Here is a 20531-nt window from a genome sequence, read left to right on the forward strand (position 1 = left end):
ATGCGCGTCATGGCACAGATGGCGATGGTCATGAACCTCGACAAGTGCATCGGCTGCCACACCTGCTCGGTGACCTGCAAGCAGGCGTGGACCAACCGCACCGGGACCGAGTACATCTGGTTCAACAACGTGGAGACCCGTCCGGGCCTCGGCTACCCGCGCACCTACGAGGACCAGGAGAAGTGGAAGGGGGGCTGGGAGCTCAACAAGAGGGGTCGGTTGGCGCTCAAGGGCGGCGGCCGCTTCAAGAAGCTGGCCACGATCTTCTCCAACCCCAAGCTCCCCTCGATCGGGGAGTATTACGAGCCGTGGACCTACGACTACTCCACACTCACCGACGCCCCGGCCCAGGAGCACACCCCGGTCGCCCGCCCCAAGTCGCTGATCTCGGGCAAGGACATGAAGATCGAGTGGTCGGCCAACTGGGACGACGACCTCGGCGGCTCCACCGCCACCGCGCACCTCGACCCGATGCTGAAGAAGATCGGCGACAAGGTGAAGTTCGAGTTCGAGCAGACCTTCATGTTCTACCTGCCGCGGATCTGCGAGCACTGCCTCAACCCGTCGTGCGCGGCGTCGTGCCCGAGCGGTGCGATCTACAAGCGAGAGGAGGACGGCATCGTCCTGGTCGACCAGGAGAAGTGCCGCGGCTGGCGCATGTGCGTCTCGGGCTGCCCGTACAAGAAGATCTACTTCAACCACAAGACCGGCAAGGCCGAGAAGTGCACGTTCTGCTTCCCGCGGATCGAGGTCGGCCTGCCGACCGTCTGCTCGGAGACGTGCGTGGGCCGGCTGCGCTACATCGGCCTGATGCTCTACGACGCCGACAAGGTGCTCGAGGCGGCGTCCACCACGGACGACCAGGGGCTCTACGAGGCGCAGCGCGAGGTCTTCCTGGACCCGTTCGACCCCGAGGTCATGCGGGAGGCCGAGAAGGCCGGCATCGCCCGCGACTGGGTCGACGCCGCGCAGCGCTCGCCGATCTATGCGCTGATCAACACCTTCAAGGTCGCGCTGCCGCTGCACCCGGAGTACCGCACGATGCCGATGGTTTGGTACATCCCGCCGCTGTCTCCCGTCGTGGACGTCGTGCAGGAGACGGGGGAGGACGCCGAGGACAAGGGCAACCTCTTCGCGGCCATCGACGCCCTGCGGATCCCCGTCGAGTACCTCGCGGAGCTGTTCACGGCCGGTGACGTCGAGCCGGTCGACGCCGTGCTGAAGAAGCTCGCCGCGATGCGCTGCTACATGCGCGACATCAACATGGGCCGCGAGCCCGACGGCTCGATCCCGGAGGCGGTCGGGATGAGCGAGGAGGAGATGTACGACATGTACCGGCTGCTCGCCATCGCCAAGTACGACGAGCGCTACGTCATCCCTCCCGCCCACGCCGAGCAGGCGCACGCGCTGGAGGAGCTGGCGACCGAGTGCGCGGTCCAGGACTACGGCGGCGGCCAGCAGGACCTCTTCGGGGAGGGCTCCGGGATGCCGACGCCGCTCGCGGTCGAGAACTTCCAGGCCCTCAAGGACCGCCAGACGTCCGACACCCTGGCGAGCCCGGCGGACAAGAGCGGCCGGGTCAACCTGCTCAACTGGGACGGCAAGGGCATGCCCTCCGGTCTCTTCCCGCCGCAGGAGAAGGACTCGTGAGCCGCCGGTCGAGGGGCGCCCTGGCCCCGGACCAGCTGACGATCGCCTGGCAGTCGGTCTCGTTGCTGCTGGACTACCCCGACGAGACGATGCTGGGACGGCTCGAGGTGGTCCGGGCTGCCTCACAGCGGCTGCCGCAGCCCGTCGGGGACTCGATCAGGGGATTCGCCGACCACCTGGAGGCCGCGTCCCTGCCCGACCTCCAGGCCGAGTACGTCGAGACGTTCGACAACCGTCGCCGCTGCAACCTGTTCCTCACCTACTTCGCCCACGGCGACACGCGCAAGCGGGGGATGGCCCTGCTGCGCTTCAAGCAGACCTTCCTCGACGCCGGCTACGAGCTCGACGACGCCGAGCTGCCCGACCACCTGTGCGTGGTGCTGGAGTTCGCGGCCACGGTGGACCAGGAGGCGGGGCGACAGCTGATGCTCGACCACCGGGCCGGACTCGAGCTGCTGCGGGTCTCCCTGGTGGACATGTCGTCGCCCTGGGCGCCCCTGCTCGACGCCGTCACGGCGACCCTGCCGCCCCTGCGCGGCGACGAGCGGGACGCCGTACGACGCCTCGCCGCCGAGGGGCCTCCCGAGGAGGAGGTGGGGCTGGCGCCCTTCGCCGCCCCGCAGTTCAGCCCGGGCGCCACCTCCGACACGACCCTCCTGCCCATGCCCTCCTTCCCAGGAGCACGTCGATGACCGAGTTTCTCTTCGTCGTGGTGCCCTACGTGTGCCTCACGACATTCGTCGTCGGCCACGTGTGGCGCTACCGCTACGACAAGTTCGGGTGGACCACCCGGTCCAGCCAGCTCTACGAGAACCGGCTACTGCGCATCGGCAGCCCGCTGTTCCACTTCGGGATGCTCGGCGTCGTAGGCGGGCACGTGATCGGCCTGCTGGTGCCGCAGTCGTGGACCGACGCGGTGGGCATCAGCCACACGACGTACCACGTGGTGGCCGTGGGGGGCGGCCTGCTCGCGGGCATCGCGGCCGTGGTCGGGATGGTGATCCTGATCTACCGGCGGCGCACGGTGGGGCCGGTCTTCTCGGCGACGACGGTCATGGACAAGGTGATGTACGTCTTCCTGGCCGCCGCGATCGTCCTGGGCATGTGGAACACCATCGCGGGCTCGATCCTGACCATCGGCGGTGAGTACAACTACCGCGAGGGCGTCTCGGTCTGGTACCGCTCGTTCCTCGCCTTCCAGCCCGACGCCGACCTGATGGGCGAGGCGCCGCTGGGATTCCAGCTGCACGCCCTGGTCGCGTTCGCGCTGTTCGCGCTGTGGCCGTTCACCCGGCTCGTCCACGTCTTCAGCGCGCCGCTGGGCTACCTCACCCGGCCCTACATCGTCTACCGCAGTCGCGACGACCGGGGCCTGGGCAGCCACCGTCCACGCCGGGGCTGGGACCGGGCCGGCTGAGATGTGCGAGCACTGCGGCTGCAAGGGCGTCGAGCCCATCGGTGAGCTCATGGCCGAGCACTCGGCGCTGGCGCACGAGGCCCACCACGTCCGGGGCGCCGTCGCCGTCGGTGACCACGCCGGGGCCATGGCGCTGCTGCACGGCATGGTCGACCACCTCGTCCGCCACGTGTCGCGCGAGGAGGACGGCATCTTCCGCGCCATGCGGGCGAGCGGGGAGTTCCTCGAGGAGCTGGACGCGCTCGAGGGGGAGCACCGCGACCTCGAGTCCGTGATCGCCGGCCTGGACATCGCCGACCCTGCTTTCGCGAGCACGGTGAGCAGGCTCCTGGACGACCTCGACCAGCACATCGAGCGGGAGGACCTGGGCATCTTCCCGGTCTCGGTCGTCACCCTGGGAGCGTCCGGGTGGGCCGTCGTGGACGGCGCCCACGAGCGCACCCCGAGCTTCCTCGTCGACGGGCCCGGCCACGCCTGGACGGAGTCGGGCGCGGTCCCCACCCACTGATACGCTCGCAGGGTTCCGACATCCTTTAACTGTCCGTCCTGAGAGGCGGAGAAGGAGGTACGGCGTGCCCCTGCATGCCCCCGCGATCCTGGTCCTCGAGGACGGTCGCACGTTCACCGGCGACGCCTACGGCGCGCCCGGCGAGACCTTCGGCGAGGCCGTCTTCAACACCGGCATGACCGGTTACCAGGAGACGCTCACCGACCCGTCCTACCACCGCCAGGTCGTCGTGATGACCGCCCCGCACGTCGGCAACACCGGGGTCAACGACGAGGACCCGGAGTCCTCGCGCATCTGGGTGGCCGGCTACGTCGTCCGCGACCCCGCGCGCATCCCGAGCAACCACCGCTCGCGTCGCAGCCTGGACGACGAGCTGCGGGCCCAGGGGGTCGTCGGGATCTCCGGCATCGACACCCGTGCGCTGACGCGGCACCTGCGCGAGCGCGGCGCCATGCGGGTCGGCATCTCCTCGACCGAGACCGACCCCGCCGCGCTGCTCGCGCGGGTCCGGGGCGCCGAGCAGATGAGCGGCTCCGAGCTGGCGGGCGAGGTCTCCACCCAGGAGGCCTACGTCGTGCCGGCGCAGCCCGGTCCGTGGGGGCGCGAGAAGCGCCTCACGGTGGCCGCGCTCGACCTCGGCATCAAGACGATGACCCCGCACCGCATGGCCGAGCGCGGCATCGAGGTGCACGTGCTGCCCGCGACCTCGAGCCTGGACGACGTGCTCGCCGTGCAGCCCGACGGCCTCTTCTACTCCAACGGGCCCGGCGACCCGGCGGCCACGACGCACCAGATCGCGCTGCTGCAGGACGCCCTCGCCCAGGACCTGCCCTACTTCGGCATCTGCTTCGGCAACCAGCTCTTCGGACGCGCGCTGGGCTTCGACACCTACAAGCTGACCTACGGCCACCGCGGCATCAACCAGCCGGTGATGGACCGCACCACCGGCAAGGTCGAGGTGACCGCGCACAACCACGGGTTCGCCGTCGACGCCCCGCTGGACGGACCGGTCGAGACGCCCTACGGCGTCGCCTCGGTCAGCCACGTGTGCCTCAACGACGACGTCGTCGAGGGGCTGGAGCTGCGCTCGCCCGAGGGCGGGCTGAAGAGCTTCTCCGTGCAGTACCACCCGGAGGCGGCCGCCGGTCCGCACGACGCGGCGTACCTCTTCGACCGGTTCGTCGAGCTGATGGGTGCGCGCTCGGGTGGTTTCGAGGCTCGCTCCGCTCGCACCTCAACCACCGAGGGAGACGCCTGACATGCCCAAGCGCGAGGACATCAAGAGCGTCATGGTGATCGGCTCCGGGCCGATCATCATCGGCCAGGCGTGCGAGTTCGACTACTCCGGGACCCAGGCCTGCCGGGTGCTCAAGGAGGAGGGGATCCGGGTCATCCTGGTCAACTCCAACCCGGCCACGATCATGACCGACCCGGAGTTCGCCGACGCGACCTACGTCGAGCCGATCACGCCGGAGTTCGTGGAGAAGGTCATCGCCAAGGAGCGCCCCGACGCGCTGCTGGCCACGCTGGGAGGGCAGACCGCGCTCAACGCCGCCATGGCGCTGGACAAGGCCGGCGTGCTGGAGAAGTACGACGTCGAGCTGATCGGCGCCTCGATCGAGGCGATCGACCGCGGCGAGAACCGCCAGGTCTTCAAGAAGATCGTCGAGGAGCTCGGCGGCGAGTGCTCCGCCTCGGTCATCTGCCACACCATGGAGGACTGTCTGGGCGCGGCCGACCAGCTCGGCTACCCGATGGTCGTGCGCCCCAGCTTCACCATGGGCGGCACCGGCTCCGGCATGGCCTACGACGAGACCGACCTGCGCCGCATCGCCGGGGCGGGCCTGGCCGCCAGCCCGACCACCGAGGTGCTCCTCGAGGAGTCGATCATCGGCTGGAAGGAGTACGAGCTCGAGGTCATGCGCGACACCGCCGACAACGTGGTGATCGTCTGCTCGATCGAGAACGTCGACCCGATGGGCGTGCACACCGGCGACTCGATCACGGTGGCTCCGGCGATGACGCTGACCGACCGCGAGTACCAGGCGATGCGCGACCTGGCGATCGGCATCATCCGCTCGGTCGGGGTCGACACCGGCGGCTGCAACATCCAGTACGCCGTCAACCCGGCGGACGGCCGGCTGATCGTGATCGAGATGAACCCCCGAGTCTCCCGGTCGAGCGCGCTGGCGTCGAAGGCGACCGGCTTCCCGATCGCCAAGATCGCGGCGAAGGTCGCCATCGGCTACACCCTCGACGAGATCTCCAACGACATCACGACCCGCGAGGACGGCTCGAGCACGCCGGCCAGCTTCGAGCCCACGCTCGACTACGTCGTCGTCAAGGTCCCGCGCTTCGCGTTCGAGAAGTTCCCGGGCGCCGACCCGACGCTGACCACGCACATGAAGTCCGTCGGTGAGGCGATGGCCATCGGCCGCAGCTTCACCGAGGCACTGCAGAAGGCGCTGCGCTCGCTGGAGAGCCCCGACGCCGTCTTCGACTGGCACCAGGAGTGGGTCGAGCTCGACAAGGACGCCCTGCTCGCCGAGATCGAGACGCCCCACGACGGCCGGCTCAAGAAGGTCATGGACGCGCTGCGCGCCGGCGCGACGCCGCAGGAGGTCTTCGACCACACCAAGATCGACCCGTGGTTCGTCGACCAGCTCCTGCTGATCAACGAGGTCGCCGAGGAGGTGACCGCGGCGGCCGAGCTCACGCCGTACCTGCTGCGGCGGGCGAAGCGCCACGGCTTCTCGGACGCGCAGATCGGCAAGATCCGCGGTATGACGCCCGACGTCGTGCGCGGGGTGCGCCACGCGCTGGGCATCCGGCCGGTCTACAAGACCGTCGACACCTGCGCGGCCGAGTTCGCCGCGGCCACGCCGTACCACTACTCCTCCTACGACGAGGAGAGCGAGGTGGCGCCGCGCGAGCGGCCTGCGGTGATCATCCTGGGCTCGGGTCCCAACCGGATCGGGCAGGGCATCGAGTTCGACTACTCCTGCGTGCACGCCAGCCTGGCGCTCAGCGAGGCCGGCTACGAGACCGTGATGGTCAACTGCAACCCCGAGACGGTCTCGACCGACTACGACACCTCCGACCGGCTGTACTTCGAGCCGCTCACGCTGGAGGACGTGCTCGAGATCGTCCACGCCGAGACCCTCGCCGGCCCGGTCGCCGGCGTCATCTGCCAGCTCGGCGGTCAGACCCCGCTCGGCCTGGCCCAGGGCCTGGAGGACAACGGCGTGCAGGTCGTCGGCACCTCACCGGCGGCGATCCACCTGGCCGAGGAGCGCGGCGCCTTCGGCGAGGTGCTGCGCGAGGCCGGTCTGCCGGCGCCCAAGTACGGCATGGCGACCAGCTTCCTCGACGCGCACCGCATCGCCGGCGAGATCGGCTACCCCGTGATGGTGCGCCCCTCCTACGTCCTGGGCGGACGCGGCATGGAGATCGTCTACGACGACGACGCGCTCGAGGCCTACATCGGCCGGGCCACCGACATCAGCTCGGCCCACCCGGTGCTGGTCGACCGGTTCATCGACGACGCGGTCGAGATCGACGTGGACGCCCTCTACGACGGGCAGGAGCTGTTCCTCGGCGGGGTCATGGAGCACATCGAGGAGGCCGGCATCCACTCCGGCGACTCCTCCTGCGCGCTGCCGCCGATCACGCTCGGCGCCGCCGAGATCCTGCGGATCCGCAAGGCCACCGAGGCGATCGCCGCCGGCGTGGGCGTCCGCGGCCTGCTCAACATCCAGTTCGCACTGGGCTCCGACGTCCTCTACGTCCTGGAGGCCAACCCGCGCGCGAGCCGCACGGTGCCGTTCGTCTCCAAGGCCACGGCGACGCCGCTCGCCAAGGCCGCGGCGCGCGTGATGATGGGCGAGACGGTGGCCGACCTCCGCGCCGCCGGCGTCCTCCCGGCGACCGGCGACGGTGGCACGCTGCCGGCCGACCAGCCGATCGCGGTCAAGGAGGCGGTGATGCCCTTCAACCGCTTCCGCACCCCCGACGGCGCCCAGGTCGACACCATGCTCGGCCCGGAGATGAAGTCCACCGGCGAGGTCATGGGCTTCGACTCCGACTTCGGGACCGCGTTCGCCAAGGCCCAGGCGGCGGCGTTCGGGTCGCTGCCGACCTCCGGCAAGGTGTTCGTCAGCATGGCCAACCGCGACAAGCGGCACATGATCTTCCCGATCAAGGTGCTCTCCGACCACGGGTTCGAGATCCTCGCGACCCAGGGCACGGCGGAGGTGCTGCGCCGCAACGGAGTCCAGGCCACCGTGGTGCGCAAGCACTTCGAGGGCCCCGGCCCCCACGGCGAGAAGACCACCGTGCAGCTGATCCTCGACGGCGAGATCCAGCTGGTGATCAACACGCCCAACGGCTCCGCCAGCGGTGGGGGCAGCGGCAGCTCCGCGCGCGTCGACGGCTACGAGATCCGCACGGCCGCGGTGATGGCCAACATCCCGTGCATCACCACCGTGCAGGGGCTCGGCGCCGCGGTGCAGGGCATCGAGGCGCTCGAGCGCGGTGACATCGGCGTGCGCTCGCTGCAGGACTGGGCGCGCCGCGCGTGATCTACGACAGGCTCTTCGAGCACGGCTTCACGCGGGTCGACCCGGAGCGTGCCCACCACCTGGGCTTCCGGGCGCTCCGCGCGGCGCGCCCGCTGCTGGAGGGTCTCGGCCGGCTCGACCGTCGCACGCCGGGTCGACCGGTCGTGGCGATGGGGCTGCGGTTCCCCCACGTGCTGGGGCTGGCCGCCGGCTTCGACAAGAACGCCGTCGGCGTCGACGCCCTGGCCGCGCTCGGCTTCGGGCACGTCGAGATCGGCACCGTCACCGGCGAGGCGCAGCCCGGCAACCCGCGGCCGCGACTGTTCCGGCTGACCGAGGACCGTGCGGTCGTCAACCGGATGGGCTTCAACAACGACGGCGCGGAGGCGGTCGCCCGCCGGCTCTCGGACCGGGCGGCCCGCGTCGGTCCCGAGCGGGCCGGCCGACCCGTGCTCGGCGTCAACATCGGCAAGACCAAGGTCGTCCCCGAGGACGACCAGGCGGCGGTGGAGGCCGACTACGAGAAGAGCGCCCGGCTGCTCACGCCGTACGCCGACTACCTGGTCGTCAACGTCAGCAGCCCCAACACCCCCGGCCTGCGGAGCCTGCAGTCGGTCGAGAAGCTGCAGCCCCTCCTCGAGCACGTACGCCGCACGGCCGACGAGGCCGCGGGGGAGCGGCGGGTGCCGCTGCTGGTCAAGATCGCCCCCGACCTGGCCGACGAGGACGTCCTCGCGGTGGCCGACATGGCGCTGGCCATCGGGCTGGACGGCATCCTCGCCACCAACACCACGGTCTCGCGCGCGGGACTGGCCAGTCCCGACGCGACCGTCGAGGCCGTCGGTGCCGGTGGCCTGTCCGGGCGGCCCCTGCGCCACCGCTCGCTCGAGGTCCTGCGCCTGCTCAAGGGGCGCGTCGGCGACGACCTCACGCTGGTGGGGGTCGGCGGCATCAGCACCGTCGAGGACGCCCGCGCCCGCCTCGAGGCCGGTGCCGACCTGCTGCAGGGCTACACCGCGTTCGTCTACGAGGGGCCCGCGTGGCCGCGTCGCATCGTCAGGGGAGTGAGCACATGAGCCAGTTCGGCGACTACCAGAACGAGCTGTACCTCGCCGCGCTCGGCGGGGTGCTGCCGCAGCACCCGTTCACCTACGCCGACCTCGAGCGGGGCGCCCTGGAGGTGCTGCCGCCCGAGCTGCGCAGCTACGTCGCCGGGGGCAGCGGCAGCGAGGCCACCCAGCGGGGCAACGCCGAGGCCTTCGGGCAGTGGGCGCTGGTGCCGCGGATGCTGCGCGGGACGGCCGAGCGGGACCTCTCCGTCGAGCTGTTCGGCAAGCGGCTGGACACTCCGCTGATGATGGCGCCGGTCGGCGTCGTCGGGCTGTGCACCCCCGACGGCCACGGCGACATCGCCACGGCGCAGGTCGCCGCGCAGACCGGCGTGCCGATGATCGCCTCGACGCTCATGAACGACCCGCTGGAGGACGTGGCGCCCCACTCGGGCGACACCCCGGCGTGGTTCCAGCTCTACACCTCCAAGAACCGCGAGCTGGCCGCCAGCCTGGTGAGCCGGGCCGAGGCGGCCGGCTACGACGCCATCGTGGTCACCCTCGACACCTGGGTGCCCGGGTGGCGCCCACGCGACCTGGCCAGCGGCAACTTCCCGCAGCTGCGCGGCAAGGTGCTGGCCAACTACACCTCCGACCCGGTCTTCCAGGAGATGACCGGTCCGGACCCCGACCCCGGGACCGTGGTGCTCACCTGGGTCAGCACCTTCGGCCAGCCACTCTCGTGGGACGACCTGCCCTGGCTGCGCTCGCTCACCACGCTGCCGATCGTCCTGAAGGGGATCTGCCACCCCGACGACGCCCGTCGCGCCCTCGACGAGGGCATGGACGGCATCTACTGCTCCAACCACGGCGGCCGCCAGGCCGACGGCGGCGGCTCGGCGCTCGGCTGGCTGCCGGGCGTCGTCGAGGCGGTGGACGACCGGGCGCCGGTGGTCTTCGACTCCGGCGTCCGCACCGGCGCCGACGTCGTCAAGGCGGTCGCGCTCGGCGCCACGGCGGTCGCGATCGGCCGCCCCTACGTCTACGGCCTCGCTCTCGGCGGGGTCCCGGGCGCCGTGCACGTCCTGCGCTCGCTGCAGGCCGAGGCCGACCTGGTCATGGCGGTCGACGGCTACCCGACCATCGCCGACCTCACCCCCGACGCCCTCGTGTGGCAGCCATGAGCAAGGAGCACTGCATGAGTCTCGACAGGCCGGTCGGGAGTTCCTTCGTCACTCCCGCGACCGCTCGACCTCCCCGCGTGATCCACCCCCTCGCGAGCTCGGGGGTGGCGCGGTGACGTTCGGTTCCCGCCTGCACGCCGCCCTCGCCGAGCGCGGCCCGTTCTGCGTCGGCATCGACCCGCACGCGGGCCTGATCAAGGAGTGGGGGCTCACCGACGACGTCGCCGGCCTGGAGCGCTTCGCGCTCGGCGTCGTGGAGGCCGTCGCCCCGGTCTGCTCGGTGGTGAAGCCGCAGTCGGCGTTCTACGAGCGCTTCGGCAGCCGGGGCGTCGCGGTGCTGGAGCGGGTGATCTCCGAGTCGCGCGCCGCCGGCGCCCTGGTGCTCCTGGACGTCAAGCGCGGCGACATCGGCTCCACCTCGCAGGCCTACGCCGACGCCTACCTCGACCCGACCTCGCCGCTCGCGGCCGACGCCATCACCGCCAGCCCCTACCTGGGCTTCGGCTCGATCGCCCCGATGATCGACACGGCCCGCCGGCACGACGCCGGTGTCTTCGTCCTCGCGCTCACCTCCAACAAGGAGGGTCCCGAGGTGCAGGGGGCGCGCACCGACGACGGAGGCACCGTCGGGGGGCTCATGATCGAGCACCTGCGGCGTCTCAACGACGGTGCGGAGCCCCTCGGCTCGTTCGGCGCGGTCGTCGGGGTCACCATCGGTGCGACCGACGTCGACCTCGCCTTCAACGGCCCGGTGCTCGCACCCGGCTACGGCGCCCAGGGCGGCACCGCCGCCGACATCCGGCGGATCTTCGGCTCCGCGGCCGGGCAGGTGCTGGCCAGCTCCTCTCGCGAGGTGCTGCGGCTGGGCCCCGACGCCACCGCGATGCGCGACGCCGTCCACGCGGCCAACGACGAGCTGCGGGCGTGAGCCGGCCGGTCGCGGGCGCGCTCCTGGCGCTCGTGCTGGCGGCCACGCTGGCCGGCTGCGGCGACGACGACCCGTACGCGGACTACTGCGAGGAGGTCACGGCCCAGCAGAAGGACGTCACCGAGGCGCTCGCCGACCGCGGACCGACCGCCCTCATCGAGGCGCTGCCGAGCTTCCGCGCGCTGCAGGACGAGGCGCCCCGCGACATCGCCGACGACTGGGACGTGCTGGTGACGCGCATCGACGCGCTGGCCGAGGCGCTCGAGGACGCCGACGTCGACCCGGCGACGTACGACGCGACGTCGCCGCCCGCCGGGCTGGACGCGGAGGAGGAGACCGCGATCGAGGCGGCCGCCACCGAGCTGGCCGGGCCGGCGGCCAGGTCCGCGCTCACGGCGGTCGACCAGCAGGCGCGCGACGTGTGCAAGACCCCGTTGTACCTGTGACGTGACGGTCCGCACATTTCTAGAACCTGTTCTCACTCTGCGATTGCAGGGCCGTCGGAGATCTGACTAGATTGGCCCCTCCAGTGGCGCGTGCTCCCGTCGCCCTGACAACTAAAGGACCCATCCCCGTGGCTCTGCCCCCCCTCACTCCCGAACAACGTCACGCCGCCTTGGAGAAGGCCGCCGCCTCTCGTCGCGAGCGGGCCGAGGTGAAGAACCGCCTCAAGAACTCCGGCGCCTCCATCACCGAGGTGCTGCAGCAGGGCACGACCAACGAGGTCATCGGCAAGATGCGGGTGGTCGACCTCCTGCAGTCCATGCCCGGCCTCGGCAAGGTGCGGGCCCGCCAGACCATGGAACGGCTCGGCATCGCCGAGAGCCGCCGGGTCCGCGGGCTCGGCACCAAGCAGGTCGCGGCGCTCGAGCGCGAGTTCGCCCCGGGGGAGTGACTCACCGGATACTGCTCCGGTGACCTCCGCACCTGCACTCACCCGTCTCGTGGTCCTCGCCGGCCCGACCGCCGTCGGCAAGGGCACCGTGGCCGCCGCCGTGCGCGAGCGCCACCCCGAGGTCTGGATCTCGGTCTCCGCCACGACGCGACGCCCGCGCCCCGACGAGGTGGACGGCGTGCACTACTTGTTCGTCGACGACGCCCGCTTCGACGAGATGGTCGCGGAGGACGAGCTGCTCGAGTGGGCCGTGGTCCACGGCGCCGCGCGCTACGGCACGCCTCGCGGCCCGGTCGAGGCCGCCCTCGCCGACGGTCGGCCCTCGATGCTGGAGATCGACCTGCAGGGCGCGCGCCAGGTGCGCACGACGATGCCGCAGGCGCTGTTCGTCTTCCTGAAGCCCCCGTCCTGGGACGAGCTCGTACGCCGCCTGGTCGGTCGCGGCACCGAGACCGAGGCCGAGCGGGAGCGCCGCCTGGAGACCGCGCGGGCCGAGCTGGCCGCCGAACCGGAGTTCGACGTCACCATCGTCAACCACGAAGTTCACGATGCGGCCGATGAGTTGGTATCCTGGATGGTGCTCGACTCCGAGCACTCCCATCCCCGGCCAACCGACTTGTGAGGCTTCACGCGTGTCTGCGCCCAACATCGACGCTCAGGGTGTCACCAACCCCTCGATCGACGACCTGCTCACCAAGACCGACAGCAAGTACAAGCTGGTCCTCTACAGCGCCAAGCGGGCGCGCCAGATCAACGCCTACTACTCCCAGCTGGGCGAGGGGCTGCTCGAGTACGTCGGCCCGCTCGTCGACACGCACGTCCAGGAGAAGCCGCTCTCGATCGCGCTGCGCGAGATCAACCAGGACCTGCTGACCTGCGAGGACGTCGACCCGGCCGAGCTCGCCGCCGAGGAGGCCGCTGCCAAGCAGGCCGCCATCGACGCCTCGTTCACGTCGAACGAGTAGTTCGCTGAGCATCACCGACACACGCGTGGCCGTGTCCCCTACGGGGGCGCGGCCCCGTGTGGTTCTGGGGGTCGCCGGCGGCATCGCGGCCTACAAGGCCTGCGAGCTCCTGCGCCGCCTCACCGAGTCCGGCCACGACGTCACCGTCGTCCCGACCGCCGCCGCCCTGGAGTTCGTGGGCGCGCCGACCTGGGCCGCGCTGAGCGGCAAGCCGGTCACCGCCTCGGTCTGGGACGACGTCCACGAGGTGCCCCACGTGCGGATCGGCCAGAGCGCCGACCTGGTCGTCGTGGCCCCGGCCACCGCCGACCTGCTCGCCAAGGCCGCCCACGGCCTGGCCGGTGACCTGCTCACCAACACGCTCCTCACCGCCCGCTGCCCGGTCGTGCTGGCCCCGGCCATGCACACCGAGATGTGGGAGCACCCGGCCACGCAGGCCAACGTCGCCACGCTCCGCTCGCGCGGGGTGCTGGTCATCGAGCCCGCGGAGGGGCGCCTGACCGGCAAGGACACCGGCAAGGGCCGGCTGCCCGAGCCGTCGGCGATCTTCGAGGTCTGCGTCGACGTGCTGGCCGGCGGATCCTCCGGTGCGGCCAGCCGGGGCCACGACCTCGCGGGTCGCTCGGTGGTGGTCTCGGCCGGCGGCACCCGCGAGTACCTCGACCCGGTCCGCTTCCTCGGCAACCGCTCCTCGGGCCTGCAGGGCTACGCGCTGGCCCGCGCCGCCCACGTCCGCGGGGCCGAGGTCACGCTGGTCGCCGCCAACGTCGCGCTGCCCGACCCCGCCGGGGTCAAGGTCGTGCACGTCGAGACCACCGCCGAGCTCCGTACCGAGGTGCTGGCCGCCGCCGCGGCGGCCGACGCCGTCGTCATGGCCGCGGCCCCCGCCGACTTCCGGCCCACCGCGGTCAGCGACGCCAAGATCAAGAAGGCCGACGACGGCTCGTCGCCGAGCATCGAGCTCGTGCAGAACCCCGACATCCTCAGCGAGCTGTCGCACCACCGCCCGCGCCCGGACGCCGTCATCGTCGGGTTCGCTGCGGAGACGGGCGACGCCACCGGCTCGGTGCGCGAGCTGGCCGCGGCCAAGCTGGAGCGCAAGGGCTGCGACCTGCTGGTGGTCAACGACGTCAGTGGGGGAGCGGTGTTCGGCAGCCCCGACAACGAGGGGGTCATCCTGGCCGCCGACGGCGAGGGGACCGACGTACCCCGGGGGTCGAAGACGGCCGTCGCGCACGCGATCTGGGACCAGGTCGCGCGTCGATTCGGTGACTGAGACGCCCGTCTTGCATGCTGGGCCCTGAATATGCTTGGACCTGTCGAGATTGCCTAGCGGGAATGAGTTTGCACTGTGGCTGGACGTCTTTTCACCTCGGAGTCCGTGACCGAGGGGCACCCGGACAAGATCGCTGACCGGATCAGCGACACCGTCCTGGACTACCTGATGGAGCACGACACGGACAAGGAGAACCTCCGCGTCGCCGTCGAGACCCTCCTGACCACCGGCCTCGTGGTCGTGGCCGGCGAGGTGCGCACCAACGCCTACGCCCCAGTCGCCGACCTGGTCCGCAAGGCCGTCCTCGACATCGGCTACGACTCCTCCGAGAAGGGCTTCGACGGCGCGTCCTGCGGCGTCCAGGTCGCCATCGGCGCCCAGTCCTCCGACATCGCGCAGGGCGTCGACCAGGGCCTGGAGGCCCGCGTCGGCTCCTCCGAGGACGAGCTCGACCAGCGCGGCGCCGGCGACCAGGGCCTGATGTTCGGCTACGCCTGCGACGACACCGACGTCCTGATGCCGCTGCCGATCGTGATCGCGCAGCGCCTCGCGGAGAAGCTCACCGAGGTCCGCAAGAACGGCACGATGAGCAACCTGCGCCCCGACGGCAAGACCCAGGTCACGATCGAGTACGACGAGGCCGACCGGCCCGTGCGCATCGACACCGTCGTGCTGTCCACCCAGCACTCCGAGGAGACCGACCTCGCCAAGCTCGAGGCCGAGATCAAGCAGCACGTCATCGACCCCGTGCTGGCGACGTTCTCGCTGCCCTCCGAGGGCTACCGCCTGCTGGTCAACCCGACCGGACGCTTCGTCGTCGGCGGCCCCATGGGCGACGCCGGCCTGACCGGCCGCAAGATCATCGTCGACACCTACGGCGGCATGGCCCGCCACGGTGGTGGCGCCTTCTCCGGCAAGGACCCCTCCAAGGTCGACCGCTCGGCCGCCTACGCCATGCGCTGGGTCGCCAAGAACGTCGTCGCCGCCGGGCTCGCCCGCCGCTGCGAGGTCCAGGTCGCCTACGCGATCGGCAAGGCCGTGCCCGTCGGCGTCTTCGTGCAGACCTTCGGCACCGGCATCGTGCCCGACGAGCAGATCCAGGCCGCCGTGCTCGAGGTCTTCGACCTGCGCCCCGCCGCGATCCTGCGCGACCTCGACCTGCTCCGCCCGATCTACGCCAAGACGTCGGCCTACGGCCACTTCGGCCGCGAGCTGCCGGAGTTCACGTGGGAGCGCACCGACCGCGCCGACGCGCTGAAGGCAGTGATCAACGCCTGAGCGACCCGTCGCACCGTCGACCCGTCAGGAACCTTCTGACGGGTCGACGTCTTCTCCGCCCGGTGACCGCCTCCCCGTCGTATGACCCGTTCGGGCCATGGGAACTGGTCACGGTCGCTGCCTAGGCTGCGCACCATGGCCGCCCGGCCATACGGTCGGACGGGAGACGGCGATGCGCGTGCACAGCAGATGGTCCACGGGGGCCCTGGCCCTGGCGGTGCTGACCGGGGGGCAGCTCGCGGTCCTGACCGGCGGCAGCCAGGCCGCCCCAGCAGACCCCGGTGACCGTGGCCGGTCGGCCGTCGAGCGGCTCCGTGCCGAGGCGGCGGACGCGGTCACGCTGGTCGGGCGTCCCGGAGCGGTCAGCTTCGTCGGCACGCCCGCCGGTGGCGGGATCGACAACCCCCGCGTCGACGACGGTACGCCGGTCGCCACGGCCGCCCGCGCGCACCTGGACCGCTACGGCAGCGCTCTCGGCGCCGACCGGGCCGGCACGCACCTCGCACCGACCGCACAGGTCCGCTCGGCCACGGGCCAGGACGCGGTGCGCTACCGCCAGGAGGTCGGCGGGCTGCCGGTGCTCGGTGGCGAGGTCGTGGTCAGCCTGCGACCCGGAGGCGACCTGGCCTCGATGCTGTCCACCATGAGCACCAGCACGGGCGTCCCGGAGGCCCTGGTCGATGAGGCCACGGCGGCGGACGCCGCGCTGGCCGCCGCCCAGAGCTCGTCGCGGCGCGAGGGCCTGCAGGTCGCCGACGAGGGCCGCTGGCTGTTCGACGCCGCGCTCCTGGGTGCCCGCACCGAGCACGGCGCCCGCGGGGTGTGGCGCTTCGAGGTCGGCAACGGGGCCGACGTACGGCGCCTGGTGCTGGTCGACGACCTCACCGGAGCCGTCGTCATGGACGTCGACCAGGTCGCGCACGCGCTGGACCGGATCGTCTGCGACAACAACAGCGTCGAGCGAGTGGACGCCGTGCCCTGCACCGCGCCGATCCGCAGCGAGGGTGAGGCCGCCGTCGGGCTCACCGACGCCAACCTGGCCTACGACTACGCCGGCGACGTCTCGGAGATGTACGCCGCCCTCGGGATCGACCTCACCGCACTGGTCGGCAAGGACGTCTCCGGGGTGAAGAAGCTCGCGAGCACCGTCCGCTGGTGCTTCACCGGCTCCGCCGGCTGCAACCCCTATGCCAACGCCTTCTGGAGCGGCACCGAGATGTACTACGGCGAGGGCTACGCCAGCGCGGACGACGTCGTCGGCCACGAGATCACGCACGGCGTGATCCAACGCAACGCCGACCTCCTCTACTGGGGCCAGTCGGGTGCGATCAACGAGTCGTTCGCGGACATCATGGGCGAGATCGTGGACCACCGGAACGGGGCCGGCACGGACGCACCCGGCGACTGGCAGCTCGGCGAGGACCTGCCGCCCGACGTCGGCGCCATCCGCGACCTGAGGAACCCGCCGGCCTTCGAGCAGCCGGACAAGATGACGAGCACGCTGTACACCAGCGACATCGGATTCGACTACTACAGGGACCGCGGCGGGGTCCACACCAACAGCGGGGTCGGCAACAAGACGGCGTACCTCATCTCCCAGGGCGGCACCTTCAACGGCCAGACCGTCACCGGCATCGACGGCGCGGACGCAGACCTGAACAAGACCGCCCGGCTCTACCTCGCCGCGATCCAGGGACTGACCTCCGGCAGCGACTACGCCGACCTGGCCCGGGTGCTCGACCAGAGCTGCCAGGACCTGGTCGGGACCCACGGCTTCACCGCGACCGACTGCGCCGAGGTCCACCAGGCGGGGGTCGCGACCGAGCTGACCACGACCCCGCCCAAGGCGCCGCAGCGGCCGGACGCGTCCGTGGCGTGCCCGGCGGGCAACGTGCGACGGGTGCTCTTCTCGAGCGAGACCGGGACGCCGACGGACAAGCTCGTCCCCAGCACCCCGGACGGCACCTGGTCCCGCGCCCCCGGTGACTACCCCGGCAACGCCACCTCGGGCAAGGACTCGTGGTTCGCCATCGACTCCCCGTCGATCCGCACGTCCAGCCTCGTCACGGCGGCCCCGGTCGTGCTGCCGGCGGGGAAGAAGAGCTATCTGAGCTTCAACGGCTGGTACGTCCAGGACTGGTACGAAGGCGCCTACCAGGACGGGGGGACCGTCGAGGTCGACGACCTGGGGACGGCGGCCGAGCCACTGGACGCGGCCGCGATGCCCTGGGTCAACGGGCCCCACCGGACGCTGAGCCAGTTCCAGGCCGTGCCGCAGCCGCACGCCGGGAAGAAGGCGTTCGGCGGGGACAGCTTCGGCTGGGTCCGCAGCCGGCTCGACCTGAGCAGCCTGGCGGGCCGCTCGGTCAAGCCGCAGTTCACCCAGCGCAGCGACGGTCAGTACGCCGTGTACGGCTGGTACCTCGACGACATCGAGGTCTACACCTGCGAGCCCGGCACCCTGGTGGCGCCGGCGCCGACCATCCGCGGGGTCGCCAAGGTCCGCAAGGTGCTCACCGCCGTCCCCGGCACCTGGCGACCCGCCGGCGTGCTGCTCACCTACCAGTGGTTCCGCGGAGCCAAGGTGATCCCGGGTGCCCGGGGGAGGACCTACAAGGTCAAGGCGGCCGACCGGGGCAAGAAGCTCACGGTCCGCGTGACCGGCACCAAGACCGGCCACACCACCAGGGTCGTGGTCTCCCGTCCCACGAGGAAGGTCCGCAGGTAGCAGGCTGGCACCGGCGCGGCGGGAGCGTCGACGGACGCTGGTAGAACTCTGGGCATGAGTGCACCGGAGGAGCAGCCCGAGCTGCTGCCGGGGATGGTGCGGGCGACCGTCAAGGCGTCGCAGGCCAAGGCGCGAGCCAGCCGGGCGCGCACGGTGGCCGCCGCGCCGGTGGCCGAGGTCGACCCCGTGGCGCGGGTGCTGGTGGACGTGCCGCTGGCCCACCTGGACCGCCCCTTCGACTACGCCGTGCCGGCCACGATGGACGACGGCGTGCGTCCGGGGGTGCGGGTCAAGGTGCGCTTCGCGGGGCAGGACCTGGACGGCCTGGTCGTCGGGCGCGGCGCCACGTCGGACCACCTCGGGGTCCTGGCCCCGCTGCGCCGGCTGGTGAGCGCCGAGCCGGTCCTCTCGCCGGCGGTCGCGGCGCTGGCCGACGACCTGGCCGAGCGCTACGCCGGGTCGCGCTCCGACGTGCTGCGGCTGGCCGTCCCGCCGCGCCACGCCACCGCCGAGAAGGAGCCCTCGCCGCCGGCCCCTCCCGTCGGCGAGCTGCCGGCGGCGCCCGAGGGCTGGTCCGACCACCCCCTCGCCGGCGCCTACCTCCGCCACCTGCGCGAGGGCGCGTCGCCTCGCGCCGTGTGGGGCGCCGTGCCGGGCGCCGACTGGCCCGCCCTGCTGGCCCACGCCGCCGCCGAGACCTACGCCGGCGGCCGTGGGGTGCTGCTGTGCGTCCCCGACGGCAAGGACGTCGCCCGCCTCGAGCGGGCGCTGGTCGACCGCCTGGGGGAGGGCCACCACGTCGCGCTGACGGCGGGTCGGGGCCCCGCGGCGCGCTACCGCGAGTTCCTCGCGGTCAGCCGCGGCGCGCGGCGGATCGTCGTCGGCACCCGCGCGGCGGCGTTCGCCCCGGTGCACGACCTCGGCCTGGTCGTCCTCTGGGACGACGGCGACGACCTGCACAGCGAGCCGCGCGCGCCCTACCCCCACGTGCGCGAGACGCTGCTGCTGCGCGCCGAGCGTGAGGGGACGGCGGTGCTGCTGGGCGGCTTCGCCCGCAGCGTCGAGGCGGCCTACCTCACCCGCACGGGCTGGGCCCACGAGCTCGCCCCGGACCGCCCGGCGCTGCGGGGTGCGGTCACCGTCAGCGTCACCGGCGCCACCGAGTGGGAGCTCGACCGAGACCCCCACGCCCGCACCAGCCGGATGCCGCGCCAGCTCCACGACGCCGTGGGCAGGGCGCTGGAGCGAGGTCCGGTGCTGGTCCAGACGCCACGCCTGGGCTACGTCACCTCGCTGGCCTGCGAGCGCTGCCGCGAGCCGGCCCGGTGCACCGTCTGCCAGGGGCCGCTGGCCCTGGGCGGCCCCACGGCGCCTCCGGCCTGCCGCTGGTGCGGCACCCCCGACGAGGCCTGGTCCTGCCGGGTGTGCGGCCACCGGGGGCTGCGCGCCCCGGTCCTGGGCGACGCCCGGACCGCCGAGGAGCTCGGGCGGGCCTTCCCGGGCGTCCGGGTCCTGACCTCGTCGGGCGACCGCGTCCTGGCCGACGTCGACGACGACCGCGCCATCGTGGTGGCCACACCCGGCGCCGAACCGGTCGCCCATGGCGGCTACGCCGCCGTGGTCCTGCTCGACACCTGGCTGCTGCTCGGCCGCACCGACCTGCGCACCGAGGAGGAGGCGCTGCGCCGCTGGTGCAACGCCGTGGGGCTGGTGCGCCCGGGTGGGGAGGCGCTCGTCGTGGGGGACCCCTCCCACCCCGCCATCCAGGCGCTGGTGCGGTGGGACCCGCCCGGCTTCGCCGAGCGCGAGTCCGTGCAGCGCCAGGAGGCCCACCTGCCGCCGGCCTCGCGGCTGGCGACGATCAGCGGCGACCCCGGCGCCGTCGACGACGCCGTGACCCTGCTGTCGGCGCCGGAGAGCGCCGAGGTGCTCGGCCCGGTCGACCTGAGCGACGAGGAGAGCCGGGTGGTGGTCCGGGTCCCGCGGGCACAGGGAGCCGCGCTCTCGACGGCCCTGCGCGAGCTGCAGCGGGTGCGCAGCGCGCGCAAGCTGGACGCCGTACGCATCCACGTGGACCCCGTCAGTCTCTAGCCG

General features: G+C 72.0%; 17 protein-coding genes. All 17 read left to right on the forward strand.

What is annotated here, in order from left to right; genetic code table 11:
* The 17 genes from narH to E4622_RS18275 all read left to right on the forward strand — a co-directional run bounded on the left by narH (position 1) and on the right by E4622_RS18275 (position 20528).
* A complete protein-coding gene (gene narH, locus E4622_RS18195) occupies positions 1–1650 on the forward strand; it encodes a nitrate reductase subunit beta (protein ID WP_134741667.1) in 1650 nt (549 codons plus the stop codon).
* A complete protein-coding gene (gene narJ / locus E4622_RS18200) occupies positions 1647–2342 on the forward strand; it encodes a nitrate reductase molybdenum cofactor assembly chaperone (RefSeq protein ID WP_134741668.1) in 696 nt (231 codons plus the stop codon). The genes narH and narJ overlap by 4 nt, the downstream gene beginning before the upstream one ends.
* Positions 2339–3067 carry a respiratory nitrate reductase subunit gamma gene (gene narI, locus E4622_RS18205; protein WP_134741669.1) on the forward strand — a complete coding sequence of 243 codons (729 nt, stop codon included), beginning with the start codon at positions 2339–2341 and terminating at the stop codon, positions 3065–3067. The genes narJ and narI overlap by 4 nt, the downstream gene beginning before the upstream one ends.
* Position 3068: 1 nt before the next feature.
* Positions 3069–3575 carry a hemerythrin domain-containing protein gene (locus E4622_RS18210; RefSeq protein ID WP_134741670.1) on the forward strand — a complete coding sequence of 169 codons (507 nt, stop codon included), beginning with the start codon at positions 3069–3071 and terminating at the stop codon, positions 3573–3575.
* A gap of 64 nt (positions 3576–3639) precedes the next feature.
* Complete coding sequence (gene carA, locus E4622_RS18215) at positions 3640–4833, forward strand: glutamine-hydrolyzing carbamoyl-phosphate synthase small subunit (protein ID WP_134741671.1); 1194 nt, start codon at positions 3640–3642, stop codon at positions 4831–4833.
* Position 4834: 1 nt separating this feature from the next.
* Positions 4835–8155, forward strand: a complete 3321-nt coding sequence (gene carB / locus E4622_RS18220) for a carbamoyl-phosphate synthase large subunit (RefSeq protein WP_134741672.1) — start codon at positions 4835–4837, stop codon at positions 8153–8155.
* Positions 8152–9210 carry a quinone-dependent dihydroorotate dehydrogenase gene (locus E4622_RS18225; RefSeq protein WP_134741673.1) on the forward strand — a complete coding sequence of 353 codons (1059 nt, stop codon included), beginning with the start codon at positions 8152–8154 and terminating at the stop codon, positions 9208–9210. The genes carB and E4622_RS18225 overlap by 4 nt, the downstream gene beginning before the upstream one ends.
* Entirely contained in the window at positions 9207–10367 is a 1161-nt protein-coding gene (locus tag E4622_RS18230) for an alpha-hydroxy-acid oxidizing protein (protein WP_134741674.1), read from the forward strand. The genes E4622_RS18225 and E4622_RS18230 overlap by 4 nt, the downstream gene beginning before the upstream one ends.
* A 112-nt stretch (positions 10368–10479) precedes the next feature.
* The gene (pyrF, locus tag E4622_RS18235; protein WP_134741675.1) at positions 10480–11295 is read left to right on the forward strand and encodes an orotidine-5'-phosphate decarboxylase; all 816 of its coding nucleotides are present in this window, start codon (positions 10480–10482) and stop codon (positions 11293–11295) included.
* Positions 11292–11741 (forward strand): hypothetical protein, encoded by a 450-nt coding sequence (locus E4622_RS18240; RefSeq protein ID WP_134741676.1) that lies wholly within the window; start codon positions 11292–11294, stop codon positions 11739–11741. The genes pyrF and E4622_RS18240 overlap by 4 nt, the downstream gene beginning before the upstream one ends.
* Positions 11742–11869: 128 nt before the next feature.
* Positions 11870–12190: an integration host factor, actinobacterial type gene (mihF, locus tag E4622_RS18245; protein WP_134741677.1), complete on the forward strand. Its 321-nt coding sequence runs from the start codon at positions 11870–11872 to the stop codon at positions 12188–12190.
* A gap of 19 nt (positions 12191–12209) precedes the next feature.
* Entirely contained in the window at positions 12210–12812 is a 603-nt protein-coding gene (gene gmk, locus E4622_RS18250; RefSeq protein WP_134741678.1) for a guanylate kinase, read from the forward strand.
* A gap of 10 nt (positions 12813–12822) precedes the next feature.
* Positions 12823–13155 carry a DNA-directed RNA polymerase subunit omega gene (gene rpoZ / locus E4622_RS18255; RefSeq protein WP_091025928.1) on the forward strand — a complete coding sequence of 111 codons (333 nt, stop codon included), beginning with the start codon at positions 12823–12825 and terminating at the stop codon, positions 13153–13155.
* A gap of 58 nt (positions 13156–13213) precedes the next feature.
* Entirely contained in the window at positions 13214–14431 is a 1218-nt protein-coding gene (gene coaBC, locus E4622_RS18260; protein WP_134741740.1) for a bifunctional phosphopantothenoylcysteine decarboxylase/phosphopantothenate--cysteine ligase CoaBC, read from the forward strand.
* Between the two features lie 75 nt (positions 14432–14506).
* Positions 14507–15709 (forward strand): methionine adenosyltransferase, encoded by a 1203-nt coding sequence (gene metK / locus E4622_RS18265; protein WP_134741680.1) that lies wholly within the window; start codon positions 14507–14509, stop codon positions 15707–15709.
* A 172-nt stretch (positions 15710–15881) separates the two neighbouring features.
* Positions 15882–18437, forward strand: coding sequence for a M4 family metallopeptidase (locus E4622_RS18270; RefSeq protein ID WP_167736155.1), 2556 nt, complete (start codon positions 15882–15884; stop codon positions 18435–18437).
* Between the two features lie 54 nt (positions 18438–18491).
* Positions 18492–20528, forward strand: a complete 2037-nt coding sequence (locus E4622_RS18275) for a primosomal protein N' (protein WP_134741682.1) — start codon at positions 18492–18494, stop codon at positions 20526–20528.
* The last annotated feature ends 3 nt before the right edge of the window (positions 20529–20531 follow it).

It is taken from the genome of Nocardioides sp. 503, from assembly GCF_004522095.1.
Taxonomy (GTDB): Bacteria; Actinomycetota; Actinomycetes; order Propionibacteriales; family Nocardioidaceae; genus Nocardioides.

Excerpts from the sequence above, each read along its gene's own strand:
- E4622_RS18270 (WP_167736155.1), top strand. The coding sequence starts at position 15,882 with ATGCGCGTGCACAGCAGATGGTCCACGGGGGCCCTGGCCCTGGCGGTG.
- E4622_RS18230 (WP_134741674.1), top strand. The coding sequence starts at position 9,207 with ATGAGCCAGTTCGGCGACTACCAGAACGAGCTGTACCTCGCCGCGCTC.
- E4622_RS18275 (WP_134741682.1), top strand. The coding sequence starts at position 18,492 with ATGAGTGCACCGGAGGAGCAGCCCGAGCTGCTGCCGGGGATGGTGCGG.
- narH (WP_134741667.1), top strand. The coding sequence starts at position 1 with ATGCGCGTCATGGCACAGATGGCGATGGTCATGAACCTCGACAAGTGC.
- narI (WP_134741669.1), top strand. The coding sequence starts at position 2,339 with ATGACCGAGTTTCTCTTCGTCGTGGTGCCCTACGTGTGCCTCACGACA.
- carB (WP_134741672.1), top strand. The coding sequence starts at position 4,835 with ATGCCCAAGCGCGAGGACATCAAGAGCGTCATGGTGATCGGCTCCGGG.
- E4622_RS18210 (WP_134741670.1), top strand. The coding sequence starts at position 3,069 with ATGTGCGAGCACTGCGGCTGCAAGGGCGTCGAGCCCATCGGTGAGCTC.